We start from the raw sequence: 13,392 nt of genomic DNA on the forward strand, positions 1-13,392 counted from the left end.
GCCTCGGGGATGACGTTCGCCGTGCCCTGTTCGCCGTACCCCGCGTGCGGAGCACGCGCGCATGAAGATCAAGCGTTTCGTGGCGCCGGACATGCGCCAGGCGATGCGCCAGGTGCGCGAGGAGCAGGGCCCGGATGCGGTGATCCTGTCCACCCGCCGGCTGGACGAAGGCATCGAGATCATCGCCGCGGTCGACTACGACGAGGCGCTGGTGCGCGAGGCGGCCCGGCACGGCGTGGCGCCGGCCGCGGCCCCCGCCGCATTGCCGCCCGAACTGCCGCCGCGTGCGGCGGGTCCGGCCGTGCCGCCGCCCCCGCCGTTGCCGCGCGAGCCGCGCGTCGAAACGCCGGCGGCCGCCAATCGTCCGTCGCTCGCGACGCCCGAGGGCGGGGTTGCCGCCGCACCGCGTCCCTCTGCGGCAAGCCCGGGGCGGAGTCCGCCCGCGGCGGTGCCGGGGGAGGGCGAGCAGGAACAGGCACGCCCCCGGCTGCGCGCTGCGCCTGCCGCCGCCGAGCCGGACACCGCGGCCGAGCCCCCGGTGCATCCGCTGATCGAGCGCGCCGCGCAGGACACCGTGCGCATGCGCGCCGAGCTTTCCAGCCTGCGCGAGATGCTGCAGGTGCAGCTCTCCAGCCTGGCCTGGAACGACATGGAACGGCGCCAGCCGCTGCACGCCCGCGTGCTGCGCGAACTGACCCGGCTGGGCATCGAGGCCGACGTGGCCCGCGCGCTGGCCGAGGAGCTGCCGGCGCAGATGACGCCCGAGCAGGCCCGCTACCTGCCGCTGGGCATGCTCAGCCGCGGCCTGGCGGTGAGCGGGCGGGGCCGGTCCGACGAAGGCGGCGTGACCGCGCTGGTCGGGCCGACCGGGGTGGGCAAGACCACCACGCTGGCCAAGCTCGCGGCGCGCGCGGTGGTGCGCCACGGCGCCTCGCAGGTGGCGCTGGTCAGCACCGACCACTACCGCATCGGCGCCGCCGCGCAGCTGGAACACTACGGCCGCCTGCTCGGCGTGCGCGTGTACCCGGCCTACGACGCGCAGAGCCTGCGCCAGGTGCTGGACCTGCTGAAGGGTTGCCATACGGTGCTGGTCGATACCGCCGGCCTGGCCGGCAACGACCCGCGGCTGAAGGAACAACTCGAGGTGCTGGGCGACGCCGGCGGGCTGCGCGCCTGCCTGGTGCTCGCCGCCAATGCGCAGGCGCAGTCGCTGGAGGAGGCGGTGCGCGCCTACCTTCCGCTGAAGCCGCATGCGGCGATCCTGACCAAACTCGACGAGGCGCCGAGCCTCGGCGGGGCGCTGTCGGTGCTGATCCGCCACCGGCTGGCGCTGGACTACACCACCGACGGCCAGCGCGTGCCCGAGGACATCGCAGCGGCCGATGCGCGGCTGCTGGTCTGCCGTGCGGCGCAGGTGCTCAAGGCCGGCGCGCCGGCGGCGGACGAGGCGCTGCTGGCCGAGCGCTTCGGCGCCATGGCGGTGCAGGCATGAGCGGAAGTCTTGCAATGAACCAGGCGTGGGGTTTGAAGGGCATGTTCAACGCGACGACGGGTGGGCGCGACGGCGCGCCCCCCGCACCGCACCGGCCGCACCAGGCGGCCCAGCTCGGCGCCGCGCGCCGCCGTTGCCGCGCGATCGCGGTGGCCGGCGGCAAGGGCGGCGTGGGCAAGACCACCGTGGCGGTCAACCTGGGCATGACGCTGGCCATGACCGGCCGCGACGTGATGCTGCTGGATGCCGACATGGGCCTGGCCAACGTGGACGTGCTGCTGGGCCTGGCGCCCTCGCGCCACCTGGGTCACCTGCTCGACGGCACCGCCACGCTGGAGGAACTGGTGCTGGAGGCCCCGCACGGGCTGAAGGTGATCCCCGGCGGCTCCGGCGCGCGGCGCCTGGCACAGCTGGGCAACGGCGAGCACGCCGCGGTGATCCGCGCCTTCGACGAGCTGCCCCGGCCGCCGGACTACCTGCTGGTCGACACCGCCGCCGGGCTGTCCGACAACGTCGCCATGTTCGCCGCGGCGGCCGACGACGTGGTGCTGGTGGTGTGCGACGAGCCGGCCTCGCTCACCGACGCCTACGCCCTGATCAAGGTGCTGTCGCGCGATTTCGGCGTGCGCCGGTTCCGCTTCGTGGCCAACCTGGTACGCAACGCCGGCGAGGCCCGCGCCCTGCACCAGAAGCTCGCCAAGGTGAGCGACCGCTTCCTGGACGTGGTGCTGGATTTCATGGGTTTCGTGCCGCAGGACGAGCGCCTGCGCCAGGCCATCCGCCGGCAGAGCGCGGTGGTGGACCTGTGGCCGGCGGCGCGGTCGTCGCAGGCATTCAAGCAATTGGCCGGTGCGGTCGATACATGGGAGGAACCCGCGCGCGCCGGCCTGGACCGTATCGCCTTCTTCGGCGGTCAGGCCGTACCGGCAGCGGGGTGGTGAGATGAGCGTGGCATCGGAATATCTCCAACTGCAGCGACAGAGCGCAGAAGAGTTGGTGCGTCAGCACGCGCCACTGGTGCGGCGTATTGCCTATCACCTGATGGGCCGGCTGCCGCCGAGCGTGGACGTCGGCGACCTGATCCAGTCCGGCATGATCGGCCTGCTCGAGGCCGCCCGGCACTACGCCACCGACCGCGCCGCCAGCTTCGAGACCTACGCCGGCATCCGCATCCGCGGCGCCATGCTGGACGAGCTGCGCAAGACCGACTGGACCCCGCGCTCGGTGCACCGCAAGGTGCGCGAGGTGGCCGAGGTGGTGCGCCAGATCGAGATCGAGACCGGCGCCGACGCCGAGGACGCCGAGGTGATCAAGCGCCTGGGCGTGAGCGCGGAGGAGTACCACCAGATCCTCGCCGACGCCGCCAGCGCGCGCCTGCTCAGCCTCACCGCGCCGGACGACGGCGACGGCGCGGCCGCCTTCGACGTGGCCGACCAGACCAGTCTGGGGCCGCAGGAAAGCATCGAGCAGGACGGGCTGCGCCAGGCGCTGATCGACGGCATCTCCAGCCTGCCCGAGCGCGAGCAGCTGGTGATGTCGCTCTACTACGAGCAGGAACTCAACCTGAAGGAAATCGGCGCGGTGCTCGGCGTGACCGAGTCGCGCGTGTGCCAGATCCACGGCCAGGCGATCGTGCGCCTGCGCGCGCGCCTGGGCGACTGGCGCGAGGGCGAGGCTGCGCCGGAGCGCAAGAACAACAAGAAGGGGCGGGCGACGGCCGGCGAGGGCGCACGGCGCTGATCCGCGGCATCCGGATCCCGCCCCGCCACCCGCACCTCATCCCCCGCCCCCAGACGGAGAAAAGCGTTGGACAAGAACATGAAAATCCTGGTGGTCGACGATTTCTCCACCATGCGGCGCATCGTGCGCAACCAGCTGGTGGAGCTGGGTTTCACCAACACGTTGATCCAGGAGGCGGACGACGGCAACAGCGCGCTGACCATGCTGCGCGCGCAGCCGTTCGACCTGGTGGTCACGGACTGGAACATGCCCAACATGACCGGCATCGACCTGCTGCGCACGATCCGCGCCGAGGCGTCGCTGAAAGGGCTGCCGGTGCTGATGGTCACCGCGGAGAACAACCGCGACCAGATCATCGCGGCCGCCCAGGCCGGCGTGAACGGCTACATCGTCAAGCCGTTCAACGCCGCCACCCTGAAGGAAAAGCTGACCAAGATCTTCGAGCGCATCGCCGCGGCAGGGGCAGGGGCATGAGTGCCGCTGCCCTTCCCCTGGTCAGCGCCGAGCAGCTGCCGCCGGAACTGCACGATCTGCTCAACAGTGCCGATGGCGCCGCCTTCGAGCAGGCGCTGGACGCGTTGGTGCGCCAGCGCGAGCAGCACCTGTTCCGCGCGCTGGGCCAGCTCGCGCGCGACCTGCACGACGCGGTACGCCGGCTCGGCAACGATCTGGCGCAGGAGGGCGTGCCCGGCCGCGTGGCCGACGTGCGCAAGCACCTCAACGACGTGCTGGAGATGAGCGCGCAGGCAGCCCATCGCAGCATCGACTTCGCCGAACGGATGAGCCCGGAAGCGGATGCGCTGGCGCAGAACGCCGAGCGCGTGCTCGACGCCGTCGCCGCCGATGCCCCGGCCGCGGCGCTGGCGCGTCAGGCCGGCAGCTTCGCTGCGAGCTGCCGCGACGGCCTCAACGACATGGTGATGGCGCAGTCCTGGCAGGACCTGTCGGGCCAGCGCATCAAGAAGGTGGTCAACTTCATCGAAAGCGTGGAATCCTCGCTACTGGAGCTGGTGCACCTGACCGGCGCGCTGTCCGGACGGGAGCCGCCGCCGGTGGTGGAGAAGATCTCCGGCCAGGACGAGGCGGACCGCCTGCTCAGCGAATTCGGCTTCTGACGGGCGAGGAGAGCCTGCCCATGGATCCCTCGCTGGACAGCGAACTGCGCGACGATTTCCTGGTCGAGGCCGGGGAACTGGTCGAACGGCTGGCCGAGCAGCTGGTCGAGCTGGAAGCGAGCCCGCGGGATGCGGAGCTGCTCAATGCCGTGTTCCGTGCCTTCCATACGGTCAAGGGCGGCGCCGGCTTCCTCGCGCTCGAGCCGATGGTGCAGCTGTGCCACCACGCCGAGGACCTGCTCAACGCCGCCCGCAATGGCGCGCTGGTGCTCGATTCGGCGCAGATGGACGCGTTGCTGGAGGCGCTGGACCTGCTCAACGCGATGATGGAGGCGCTGCGCCGCGGCACGGCCATGGCGATCCCTCCGCCGGCCCTGCTCGGGCGGCTGATGCCCGGCCCCCGGCCTGCGCCCGCACCCGTCGCCGCACCTGCGCCCGCGCCGGCACCCGCCGCGGGCGGCAGCATCGACGACAGCGAGTTCGAGGCCCTGCTGGACACGCTCTACGGCAACGCCGCCCCGGGCACCGTGGCCCCGGCGCCGCTGCCGGCCACCTCCGCCACCATCGACGACGACGAATTCGAGGCGCTGCTGGACAACCTGCACGGCAAGGGCGGCGCACCCGGCGCTTCGGCCGGCAACGGCATCGGCGAGGACGAGTTCGAGGCGTTGCTCGACAGCCTGCACGGCAAGGGCGGTGCCCCCGGGGCCGGACCGGCGGCGCCCGCGCCACCGTCGCCGCCCGCGCCCGCTCCGGCGCGTGCACCGGCCGCGGAGACCAGCGTGCGCGTCGACACCGGTCGACTGGATGCGCTGGTGCATCGCGCCGGCGAGCTGGTGCTGGTGCGCAACCGCTTGCAGAGCCTGGCGCAGCGCAGCGGCGACGAGGCGCTGGCGCAGGCGGCCGGCGAGCTCGACCGCGTCGCCGACGAACTGCAGGGCGCGGTGCTGTCGATGCGCATGCAGCCGGTCGGCCGGCTGTTCCAGCGCTTCCCGCGCATCGTGCGCGACCTCGCGCGCCAGCTCGGCAAGGAGGTGGAGCTGGTGCAGGAAGGCGAGGGCACCGACCTGGACCGCAGCCTGGTCGAGGCACTCGCCGATCCGCTGATCCACCTGTTGCGCAACGCACTCGACCACGGACTGGAAATGCCCGAGGAACGCGTCAAGGCCGGCAAGCCGCGCAAGGGTACGGTGCGCCTCGCCGCCGCCCAGCGCGGCGAGCGCATCGTGATCTCGGTGACCGACGACGGTCGCGGCATGAACCCGGAGGTGCTCAAGCGCAAGGCGGTGGAGAAGGGCGTGATCGACGCGGCGCAGGCCGGGCGCCTGAGCGAGAGCGAGTGCTACGAGCTGATCTTCCGCCCCGGGTTCTCCACCGCCGCGCAGATCTCCGACATATCCGGCCGCGGCGTGGGCATGGACGTGGTCAAGACCCGCGTGGCGGAGCTCGGCGGCACCCTGCAGGTGCGTTCGAGGCTCGGCCAGGGCAGCGAGCTGGAACTGACCGTGCCGCTGACGCTGGCGATCCTGCGCGTGCTGATGGTGCGCGTGGGCGACCGGTTGTTCGCGCTGCCGCTGGCCAACGTGGAGGAGGTGTTCGAGCTGGCCGCGGGGCAGGACCGCATGCTCGACGGCCGCCTGGTCGCGGCGCACCGCGGCCGCGCGCTGCCGCTGGGCGACCTGGCTGGCTGGGCCGGCGTGCCCGGCACCGCCGCGCGCCACGTGGTGGTGCTGCACATCGGCCACCTGCGCCTGGGCTGCCTGGTGCACGAGGTGATCGGCCGCGAGGACGTGATGGTCAAGCCGCTCGGCCCGCTGTTCGAAGGCGTGCCGGGGGTGGCCGGCGCCACCGTGACCGGCGACGGCCGCCTGGCGCTGGTGCTCGACCTGGCCGGCCTGGCCGACGACGGCGGCCAGCTGCTGCCGTCCCTGCGCGCGGCGGGCTGACATGGATCTGGTGAGCCTGCTCGGCACCATCCTGGCCTTCCTGGTCATCATCGTCGGCACCATCCTCAAGGGCTCGACGCTGGAGGCGCTGCTCAATCCGGCGGCCTTCGTGATCGTGTTCTGCGGCACCGCCGCGGCGCTGCTGGTGCAGACGCCCGGCCCCGTGCTCAAGCGCGCGCTGGCGATGCTGCCGATGGTCTACCGCCCGCCGGTGCACCGCCCGTCCGAGCTGATCGAGCGGATCGTCGGCTGGAGCGAGATCTCGCGCCGCCAGGGCCTGCTCGGGCTGGAGCCGCAGATCGACGGCGAGAGCGACGGCTTCGTGCGCAAGGGCCTGCAGCTGCTGGTCGACGGCAGCGAGCCGGATGCCTTGCGCGGCGTGCTGGAAGTGGAGCTGGAGGCGCGCGAGCACAACGAACTGGTGGCCGCCAAGGTGTTCGAGAACGCCGGCGTGTACTCGCCCACGATGGGCATCATCGGCGCGGTGATGGGCCTGATGGCGGTGATGCAGAACCTGGCCGACCCGAGCAAGCTCGGCCACGGCATCGCCGCGGCCTTCGTCGCCACCATCTACGGCGTGGCGCTGGCCAACCTGCTGATGCTGCCGATGTCCGCGCGACTGAAGAGCCTGGTGCGCCGGCAGACGCAGATGCGCGAGATCTTCATCGAAGGGCTGGTGTCGATCGCGCAGGGTGACAACCCGCGGCAGATCGAAGCCAAGCTGCAGGGCTACCTGCCATGAAGCGCAGGCACCACGAGGACCACGTCAACCACGAGGCCTGGGCCATCCCCTACGCCGACCTGATGACGCTGCTGCTGGCGTTCTTCGTGGTGATGTATGCGGTCTCGGTGGTGAACGAGGGCAAGTACCGCGTGATGTCCGAGTCGATCATCGAGGCGTTCAACGGGTCCAGCCACGTGATCGCGCCGCTGCCCCCCGAGCGCGCCCGGCCGCACAACGTCGACCCCGCGATCGCCACGCCGCCCGGCCAGCCCGGCGCCGCCGCCGCGCCGGTGGCAGTGCCGTTGCCGCTGCGCCCGGCGCCGGTGCGCACGGTCGCGCAGCGCGCCCCGCACGAGACGATGGACGCGCAGGCCCGTCGCCAGGCCGACCTCACCCGCATCCAGAACGAGGTGCAGCAGGCCCTGCAGCCGCTGATCGACCGCAAGCTGGTGGTCGTGCGGCGCAACCCGAACTGGCTGGAGATCGAGATCCGCACCGACATCCTGTTCCCCAGCGGCGTGGCGCAGCTCTCGCGGCCCGCCGACGCGGTGCTGAGCCGCCTGGCCGGCATCCTGGCGCCGTTCGGCAACCCGCTGCGCATCGAGGGCTACACCGACGACAAGCCGATCAGCACGGCGGTGTTCCCGTCCAACTGGGAGCTCTCCGCAGCACGCGCCGCCAGCGTCGCGCGGCTGTTCACCGAGCACGGGGTCAGTCCGGCGCGGCTGGGCATCATCGGCTGGGGCCAGTTCCGGCCGGCCGCGGACAACGCCACCGCGGAGGGACGCAACCGCAACCGCCGCGTGCTGGTGGTCGTGCTGAGCGACCATGCCACGCCGACACGCTATTCCGACGACGCCGAGCACGTGAGCCCACTGGCCGATACCACGGCGACGCCCCCATCCGCGACGGGCGCCGACCCCACGCGGCCGGCCATCGGCCTGCGCCAGCCGGCGGCGCGGGCACAGGCCCATGCGGCCGCGCCGGGCTCCGACGCGCCGCTGATCGTCACCCCGGAGCGCGGCAAATGACGCGCGCCCCTTGCCACGGAGCATCCCGATGAACGCGGCCCCACCGGCCCAGGCCGGCCAGCACTGGCTCACCTTCCATCTCGACGGGCAGGCCTATGCCGCACCGCTGGCGCAGGTGAGCGAGGTGATCCGGTTCGGCGAGGTGACGCCGGTGCCGGGCGCCGCGCCCGACCTGCTCGGCGTGCGCCATTTGCGCGGGCGCGTCGTGCCGGTCCTCGACGGCCGCCGCCGGCTCGGCCTGCCGCCGCAGGACGCCGACGGCGAGGGCGTGCGCGTGGTGATCCTCAGCCACGGCAGCCATTGGGTGGGCCTGCGCGTGGACGGCGTCGGCGAGCTGTTGCTGCCCGGCGACGATACCGCCGCGGCGCCGCCCCCGCCCGGTCGCGCCGCGCGCAGCGACGATCCGGTCACCGGCGTGCTGCCGTGGAAGGGCGGCTTCGTCGCCCTGCTGGACGTGCGGCGCCTGTGCCGGCTGCCGGCCGACGAGGCGGCGTAGCCCGGCGCTATTCCGGCTCCTTGGGCACCGGCCCGTAGCCGGCGGCCTGCAGCTCCTCGCGCGCGGTCAGTGCCGACAGCGCCAGGGTCATCCCGGGACGGATGTTGGAGGCGACGAAGTTCTGGTGGCCCAGCGCCTGGCCGCAGACGATCATCGACACGTTGGCCTGGCGCAGTTGCCTGATCAGGGACGCGTTCGGGTTGGGATGGCCGAATTTCTGCTCGTAGGCCTGGTCGGACAGCGCCAGGTCAACGCCCTTGCCGTAGAACAGCACGACCAGGTGCACCTTGTCGTTGGGCACGCCGGCGAGGGCATACAGGTTGAGCAGCTTGGCGGCCGTGTGCAGGCGCGTGTTGACGCCGTCGCGGGTCGGCTGGTCGCTGTCGACGTCGACGTACAGGCGGTGGTCCGCGGTGACCGAGGGCATCAGGGCGTGCGGGCCTACCGGGAGCACGCCGCCGGCGCCGTGGATGCGCGGATAGGTCAGGCGCGGGTCGGGATGCGTCTGCGTGCCGAGGAGGGCGACGGCGGCACCGCACGCCAGCAGTAGTGCCAGCGCGATACCGGCCCAGGCCAGCACGCGGCGTGGATTGGAGGGTGCGAGCTCGGCGTCAGGCGGCATCGTGGTCGCTTTGTCATAGGACATGGTGCGCTCTCCATCGGGCCGGAGCCCGGGCGTACAGCGGGTTCGAGTGTAGGAACGGCACGTGAAGCACCTGGACAGGAATCGTGACCGGGTCTGCGGCTGTGACGGCGATCACGGTTCGCCCCCCGGTTCCACCGCGGGCTGTGCGCCGAGCAGCCGTCCGTTCACGCGCCGCCCGTACAGCGACATCGGCGTGTCGTGGTAGGCCTTGCGCGTGGCAGCCAGGTCGCCGTTGTAGCGTGGGTCCTGCGGACGCTCGTGCGCGTCCATGAACATCGCCACGTCCCAGGCTTCCTGGTCGCTCAGCAGGCCGCCGCGGCCGAGCGGCATGTTGGCCTTGATGAAGGCCGCGGCCTTGTCCAGCTCGTGCATGCCGGCGCCCCAGTTGAAGGAGTCCGGCCCCCACAGCGGCGGGAACACGTAGCGTCCGCCTGCCTTCTGGCCCAGCCCGTCGGCGCCGTGGCACAGCGCGCAGTCGCGTTCGAACACCGCCTGGCCGCGCGCGTAGTCCGGCGCCCTGGCCGGATCGGGCACGCGCGGGTAGCCGGCACCCGCCAGCTTCGCGCCCAGCGGCGCACCCTGCGCCATCCAGTACGAGTAGGTCTCCAGCGCCACGATCACCTTGTCGTCCAGCGGTGGCGCCTTGCCGTTCATGCTGTACATGAAACAGCCCTGCAGGCGCTCGCCGTAGCTGTTCACGTGGCCGTTCTTCTTGCGGTACTGCGGGTACATGCCGTAGGCGCCCCACAGCGGCGCCGAGTCGGCCAGGCGGCCCGCGTCCAGATGGCAATCGGCGCAATCCAGCCCATTGCCCACGTAGGCGGGCGCGTTGCGCCGCGTGTGCAGGAAGATCTCGCGGCCCTGGCGCACCATGTCGCCGTAGGGCCCGTCCGGGATGGCGGATTCGGGCGGCGGCGCGAATGCGGGCGTGGCCTTGGCGGACGTGGCCTTCGCCGGCGCCGGTGCCTGGGCGGCGGCCGCATCGAGCGGGGTGCGGCCGGTGCAGGCGGCCAGCGCCAGGGCGCCGGCGAGCAGGGCGGGCAGGCGCAGGCTCATGGGGTGTTTCCTTGCGGGCGCTGCGCGGCGAACCAGTGCGCCACGGCGGAGACGTCCTGCGCGCTCAGCGCGCGACTCAGGTGCTGCATCAGCTGCAACGGGTCGTTGCGCCGGCGGCCCTGCTGCCAGGCCTGCAACTGGGCCTCGAGGTACGCGGCCGGCTGGCCCGCCAGGGGCGGGAAGTTCGCGCCCACGCCGATGCCCCCCGGCCCGTGGCACTGCTCGCACGCCGGCACGCGCTGCGACCAGCGCCCGCGGGTGGCGAGCGTCGCGCCCACGCCGTCGTCCGCGGGCACGGGACCGGAGGGTGGGGGCGGTACCGGCAGGCGGCTGTAGTACGTAGCCACCGCAGTGCGCTCGGTCGCGCCCAGGGCGCGGGCGATCGGCTGCATCACCGGATGTTCGCGGGTGCCTGCGGCATAGTCGGTCAGCTGCTTCTCGAGGTAGCCCGCCGCCAGCCCGGCCAGCCGCGGGAACCCCGCCGCCGGCTGGCCGCCGCCGTCGGCGCCGTGGCAGGACTGGCACGCGGGCGCCCCGCGGCCGTTGCCCTCGCGCACCAGCGCCGGCGCGTCGGCGGCGTGCACCAGCCACGGCCACGCCAGCACGAGCACCGTGCCGAGAACGTGCATCGTCCGCCTGCTACGCACCTTCGCCTCCCCTCGCTGGTCCGTCCGCCCGGCAAGCCCCTGCCGCCAGAAGCTCAAGAAATAGCGACGTCGGCGTGGAGGAAACGTCAGCGTGCCCGACCGTGGCGTGACCGTGCGATAGCGCTCAGGCGGGTGCGTCGGCAGCGTCGTAGACGCTGGCCAGCACGGCGGCCGCGGCGGCGTACAGCAGCACGGGAACGTCCTCGCGCAGGCGCAGCGCGGCGAGCACGGCGGCGATCTGCGGTTCGTGATGCAGCGGCAGGCCCAGCGCGCGGGCGCGGGCGAGCAACAGTTCCAGCGCCTCGGGCGGCAGCGGCGGGGACTTGCCCTCGGGGCCGGCCAGACGCAGGGTCACGCGCCGCTGGGGCGGCGGCAGGCTCGCGCTCATGCGGTGGCCTTCAGCAGCAGCGCGCCGGCCTGGCCGTTGCCGTGCGGCAGACCGGTCTGGCAGGTGAGCTGGTCCAGTTGCAGGCCGCTGGCAGCCAGCCGCTGGCGCAGCGGAGTGAACTGGCGCTCCAGCCGTTCGGCGCTGGCGCTGCGCTCGGCCCACAGGCGTACGTTCAGGCGCAGGTCGCGCAGTTGCAGCTCGCCCTGCAGGGGGCCGAGCGCGGGCAGGTCGAGCGCGAAGCCGAGGGTCCACTGCGGGCTGCCGGTCTCGCCGTCCTGGCCGTACTCCAGGTGGATCTGCAGCACGTCCCGGCCGTGCGCGCCCTGCAGGGGGATCTCGATCATCCAGGCCTGGCCCGCGGCGGCGTCGAGCTGGGCGATCTCGAGGCGGGCCAGTGCCGCGTGCACGTCGCTTTTGAGGCGCCCGAGCAGGCGGTCGACGTCCTCGGCGTCCGGCGACTCGCCGGCCCGCGGCGCGGCGGCCGTCGCGCGCGGTTGCGCCTGCAGGCCGCGCTGGCGCAGCGGCGGTGGCGTGTCGGCCCCGGCGGGGGGCGCAGCCTGCGCCAGCCGCGGCTGGCGATCGAGCAGCGCGGCCAGGCGCAGCAGCGTGCCCTTCCAGTCCTCCTCGCGCAGCGGCAGGGGGTTGGTCTGCGGCCGGGCCAGCTGCGATTCCAGGAACAGCCCGCTGCGGACGACCGCCTCGCGCAGGCCTTCGGCATGGGTGATGTCCTGCGGCGTGCGCACGCCCTGGTCGAGCTGGGCGAGCGCGGCACGGATGTCCGGCGGTAGCTGCCGCAGCACCGGCCGCTGCGCCAGCGCGCCGAGCGTGGCGAGCAGGGACGCGTAGCCGTTCTGCTGTGGCAGGCGCTCGCGCAGGGCACGCTGCACCAGCGGATCGCCGGCGCCCTGCGCCAGGATCTCCAGCAGCGGCGGGTTGCCCATGGCCAGTACGCGCACCTGGAACTGCGAGGGCAGGGGGACGCCGAGCGGATCGGTTTCCACGGTAAGCGCACCGATCTGCAGCACCATGCGGCCCTGTTCGCCCATGCCCAGTGACCGTGCCGGCAGCACGCTGCCCACGCGCCAGCTTTCCGCGGCGGCACCCGTGGCGGCACCCGCCCACGTCATGGCGGCCAGACTGGTGGGTTGGATGATCACATGGCTCTCCTGCCTGCCGGACGGGGCAGGGCCGGTTCCGTGCAGTCGCCAAAGGCATCGGCCGCGGCAGCGATAACTTGAGCTGCCGATGCCGGGAACGAGCTTGCCCGCGATGCCCTCGGCTCTCCCAAAGGCAGAAAAGCGTCGCGAGCAAGCTCGCTTTCACAAGGTCATTGACGCTAAAGCCCCCAACCCTGCCGCCGATAAAGCCCATGCAGGGGCCCGGTACGAGCGGAGGCAGGCATGGGCAGTAAACGAGGACGCGGCGAGCCGACGGTGCTGGAGATCGGCTTGCCGGCCGATTGCCGGATGGCGGCGCAGACGGCGCTGCTGGCCGATCTGCTCGGCGCGCTGGACGCGCCGGCGGCGCGCATCGACGGACGCGCGGTCGAGCGCGTGGACACGGCGGCGCTGCAGCTGCTGACGCTGTTCCGCCGCGAGGCGCTGGCGCGCGGCTGCGCCGTGAGCTGGCAGGGCGCCAGCACGACCTTGCGCGAGGCGGCCGATACGCTGGGCCTGGCCCAGGCACTGGATTTGCCGGCCCTGATGCCGGCGTAAGCAGACGACAGAGGAAAGACGATGGCAAAGATTCTTGCGGTGGATGATTCGGCATCGATGCGCGGCATGGTGGCCTACACCCTGCGCGGCGCCGGCCACGAGGTGACCGAGGCGGAGAACGGACAGCTGGCGCTGGACGCGGCGAACGCGGGCGCCTTCGACCTGGTGCTGGCCGACGTCAACATGCCGGTCATGGACGGCATCAGCATGGTGCGCGAGCTGCGCGCCCGCCCGGCCTACAAGGGCGTGCCGATCCTGATGCTGACCACCGAGTCGCACACGGACAAGAAGATGGAAGGCAAGGCCGCCGGCGCCACCGGCTGGCTGGTCAAGCCGTTCGATCCGGAGCAACTGCTGGCCACGGTCAAGCGCGTGCTCGGCTGAGCCGGAGAGAAG

The 13,392-nt window shown here is 72.6% G+C and carries 16 protein-coding genes; 11 read left to right on the plus strand and 5 right to left on the minus strand.

Annotated features, from left to right (window positions below):
* Positions 1-61: 61 nt before the first annotated feature.
* The 9 genes from flhF to WAT24_RS04225 all read left to right on the plus strand — a co-directional run bounded on the left by flhF (position 62) and on the right by WAT24_RS04225 (position 8,544).
* On the plus strand, positions 62-1,492 hold the full coding sequence (gene flhF, locus WAT24_RS04185; RefSeq protein WP_336806577.1) for a flagellar biosynthesis GTPase FlhF: 1,431 nt from the start codon (positions 62-64) through the stop codon (positions 1,490-1,492).
* Positions 1,489-2,433, plus strand: a complete 945-nt coding sequence (locus tag WAT24_RS04190; protein ID WP_336806578.1) for a MinD/ParA family protein — start codon at positions 1,489-1,491, stop codon at positions 2,431-2,433. Before flhF ends, WAT24_RS04190 begins: the two co-directional genes overlap by 4 nt.
* A 1-nt stretch (position 2,434) precedes the next feature.
* Positions 2,435-3,232 (plus strand): RNA polymerase sigma factor FliA, encoded by a 798-nt coding sequence (locus WAT24_RS04195; RefSeq protein WP_336806579.1) that lies wholly within the window; start codon positions 2,435-2,437, stop codon positions 3,230-3,232.
* A 66-nt stretch (positions 3,233-3,298) separates the two neighbouring features.
* Positions 3,299-3,706 carry a chemotaxis response regulator CheY gene (cheY, locus tag WAT24_RS04200; protein WP_336806580.1) on the plus strand — a complete coding sequence of 136 codons (408 nt, stop codon included), beginning with the start codon at positions 3,299-3,301 and terminating at the stop codon, positions 3,704-3,706.
* Positions 3,703-4,347: a protein phosphatase CheZ gene (locus WAT24_RS04205; RefSeq protein ID WP_336806581.1), complete on the plus strand. Its 645-nt coding sequence runs from the start codon at positions 3,703-3,705 to the stop codon at positions 4,345-4,347. Before cheY ends, WAT24_RS04205 begins: the two co-directional genes overlap by 4 nt.
* A 20-nt stretch (positions 4,348-4,367) precedes the next feature.
* Positions 4,368-6,293 (plus strand): chemotaxis protein CheA, encoded by a 1,926-nt coding sequence (locus WAT24_RS04210; protein WP_336806582.1) that lies wholly within the window; start codon positions 4,368-4,370, stop codon positions 6,291-6,293.
* Between the two features lies 1 nt (position 6,294).
* Entirely contained in the window at positions 6,295-7,035 is a 741-nt protein-coding gene (locus tag WAT24_RS04215; RefSeq protein WP_336806583.1) for a flagellar motor protein, read from the plus strand.
* Entirely contained in the window at positions 7,032-8,048 is a 1,017-nt protein-coding gene (gene motD / locus WAT24_RS04220) for a flagellar motor protein MotD (protein WP_336806584.1), read from the plus strand. Before WAT24_RS04215 ends, motD begins: the two co-directional genes overlap by 4 nt.
* Positions 8,049-8,076: 28 nt before the next feature.
* Complete coding sequence (locus tag WAT24_RS04225; RefSeq protein WP_336806585.1) at positions 8,077-8,544, plus strand: chemotaxis protein CheW; 468 nt, start codon at positions 8,077-8,079, stop codon at positions 8,542-8,544.
* A gap of 7 nt (positions 8,545-8,551) precedes the next feature.
* Here WAT24_RS04225 and WAT24_RS04230 read toward each other — a convergent pair whose 3' ends face one another.
* The 5 genes from WAT24_RS04230 to fliK form a co-directional block, all read right to left on the minus strand.
* Positions 8,552-9,190 (minus strand): DsrE family protein, encoded by a 639-nt coding sequence (locus WAT24_RS04230; RefSeq protein WP_336806586.1) that lies wholly within the window; start codon positions 9,188-9,190, stop codon positions 8,552-8,554.
* A 111-nt stretch (positions 9,191-9,301) separates the two neighbouring features.
* Positions 9,302-10,246, minus strand: coding sequence for a c-type cytochrome (locus WAT24_RS04235; protein WP_336806587.1), 945 nt, complete (start codon positions 10,244-10,246; stop codon positions 9,302-9,304).
* Positions 10,243-10,875, minus strand: coding sequence for a c-type cytochrome (locus tag WAT24_RS04240; protein ID WP_336806588.1), 633 nt, complete (start codon positions 10,873-10,875; stop codon positions 10,243-10,245). The genes WAT24_RS04235 and WAT24_RS04240 overlap by 4 nt, the downstream gene beginning before the upstream one ends.
* A 142-nt stretch (positions 10,876-11,017) precedes the next feature.
* Positions 11,018-11,281, minus strand: coding sequence for a flagellar biosynthesis protein (locus tag WAT24_RS04245; RefSeq protein WP_336806589.1), 264 nt, complete (start codon positions 11,279-11,281; stop codon positions 11,018-11,020).
* Positions 11,278-12,438: a flagellar hook-length control protein FliK gene (gene fliK / locus WAT24_RS04250; RefSeq protein ID WP_336806590.1), complete on the minus strand. Its 1,161-nt coding sequence runs from the start codon at positions 12,436-12,438 to the stop codon at positions 11,278-11,280. The genes WAT24_RS04245 and fliK overlap by 4 nt, the downstream gene beginning before the upstream one ends.
* 243 nt (positions 12,439-12,681) lie before the next feature.
* On the opposite strand from fliK, the gene WAT24_RS04255 reads away from it, so the two are divergent.
* Together WAT24_RS04255 and WAT24_RS04260 are read left to right on the plus strand one after the other, a co-directional pair.
* The gene (locus WAT24_RS04255) at positions 12,682-12,996 is read left to right on the plus strand and encodes an STAS domain-containing protein (RefSeq protein ID WP_336806591.1); all 315 of its coding nucleotides are present in this window, start codon (positions 12,682-12,684) and stop codon (positions 12,994-12,996) included.
* A gap of 21 nt (positions 12,997-13,017) precedes the next feature.
* Complete coding sequence (locus tag WAT24_RS04260; protein ID WP_336806592.1) at positions 13,018-13,380, plus strand: response regulator; 363 nt, start codon at positions 13,018-13,020, stop codon at positions 13,378-13,380.
* Positions 13,381-13,392 lie beyond the last annotated feature (12 nt).

The sequence above is a fragment of the Fulvimonas yonginensis genome (genome assembly GCF_037137055.1).
Taxonomy (GTDB): domain Bacteria; phylum Pseudomonadota; class Gammaproteobacteria; order Xanthomonadales; family Rhodanobacteraceae; genus Frateuria_A; species Frateuria_A yonginensis.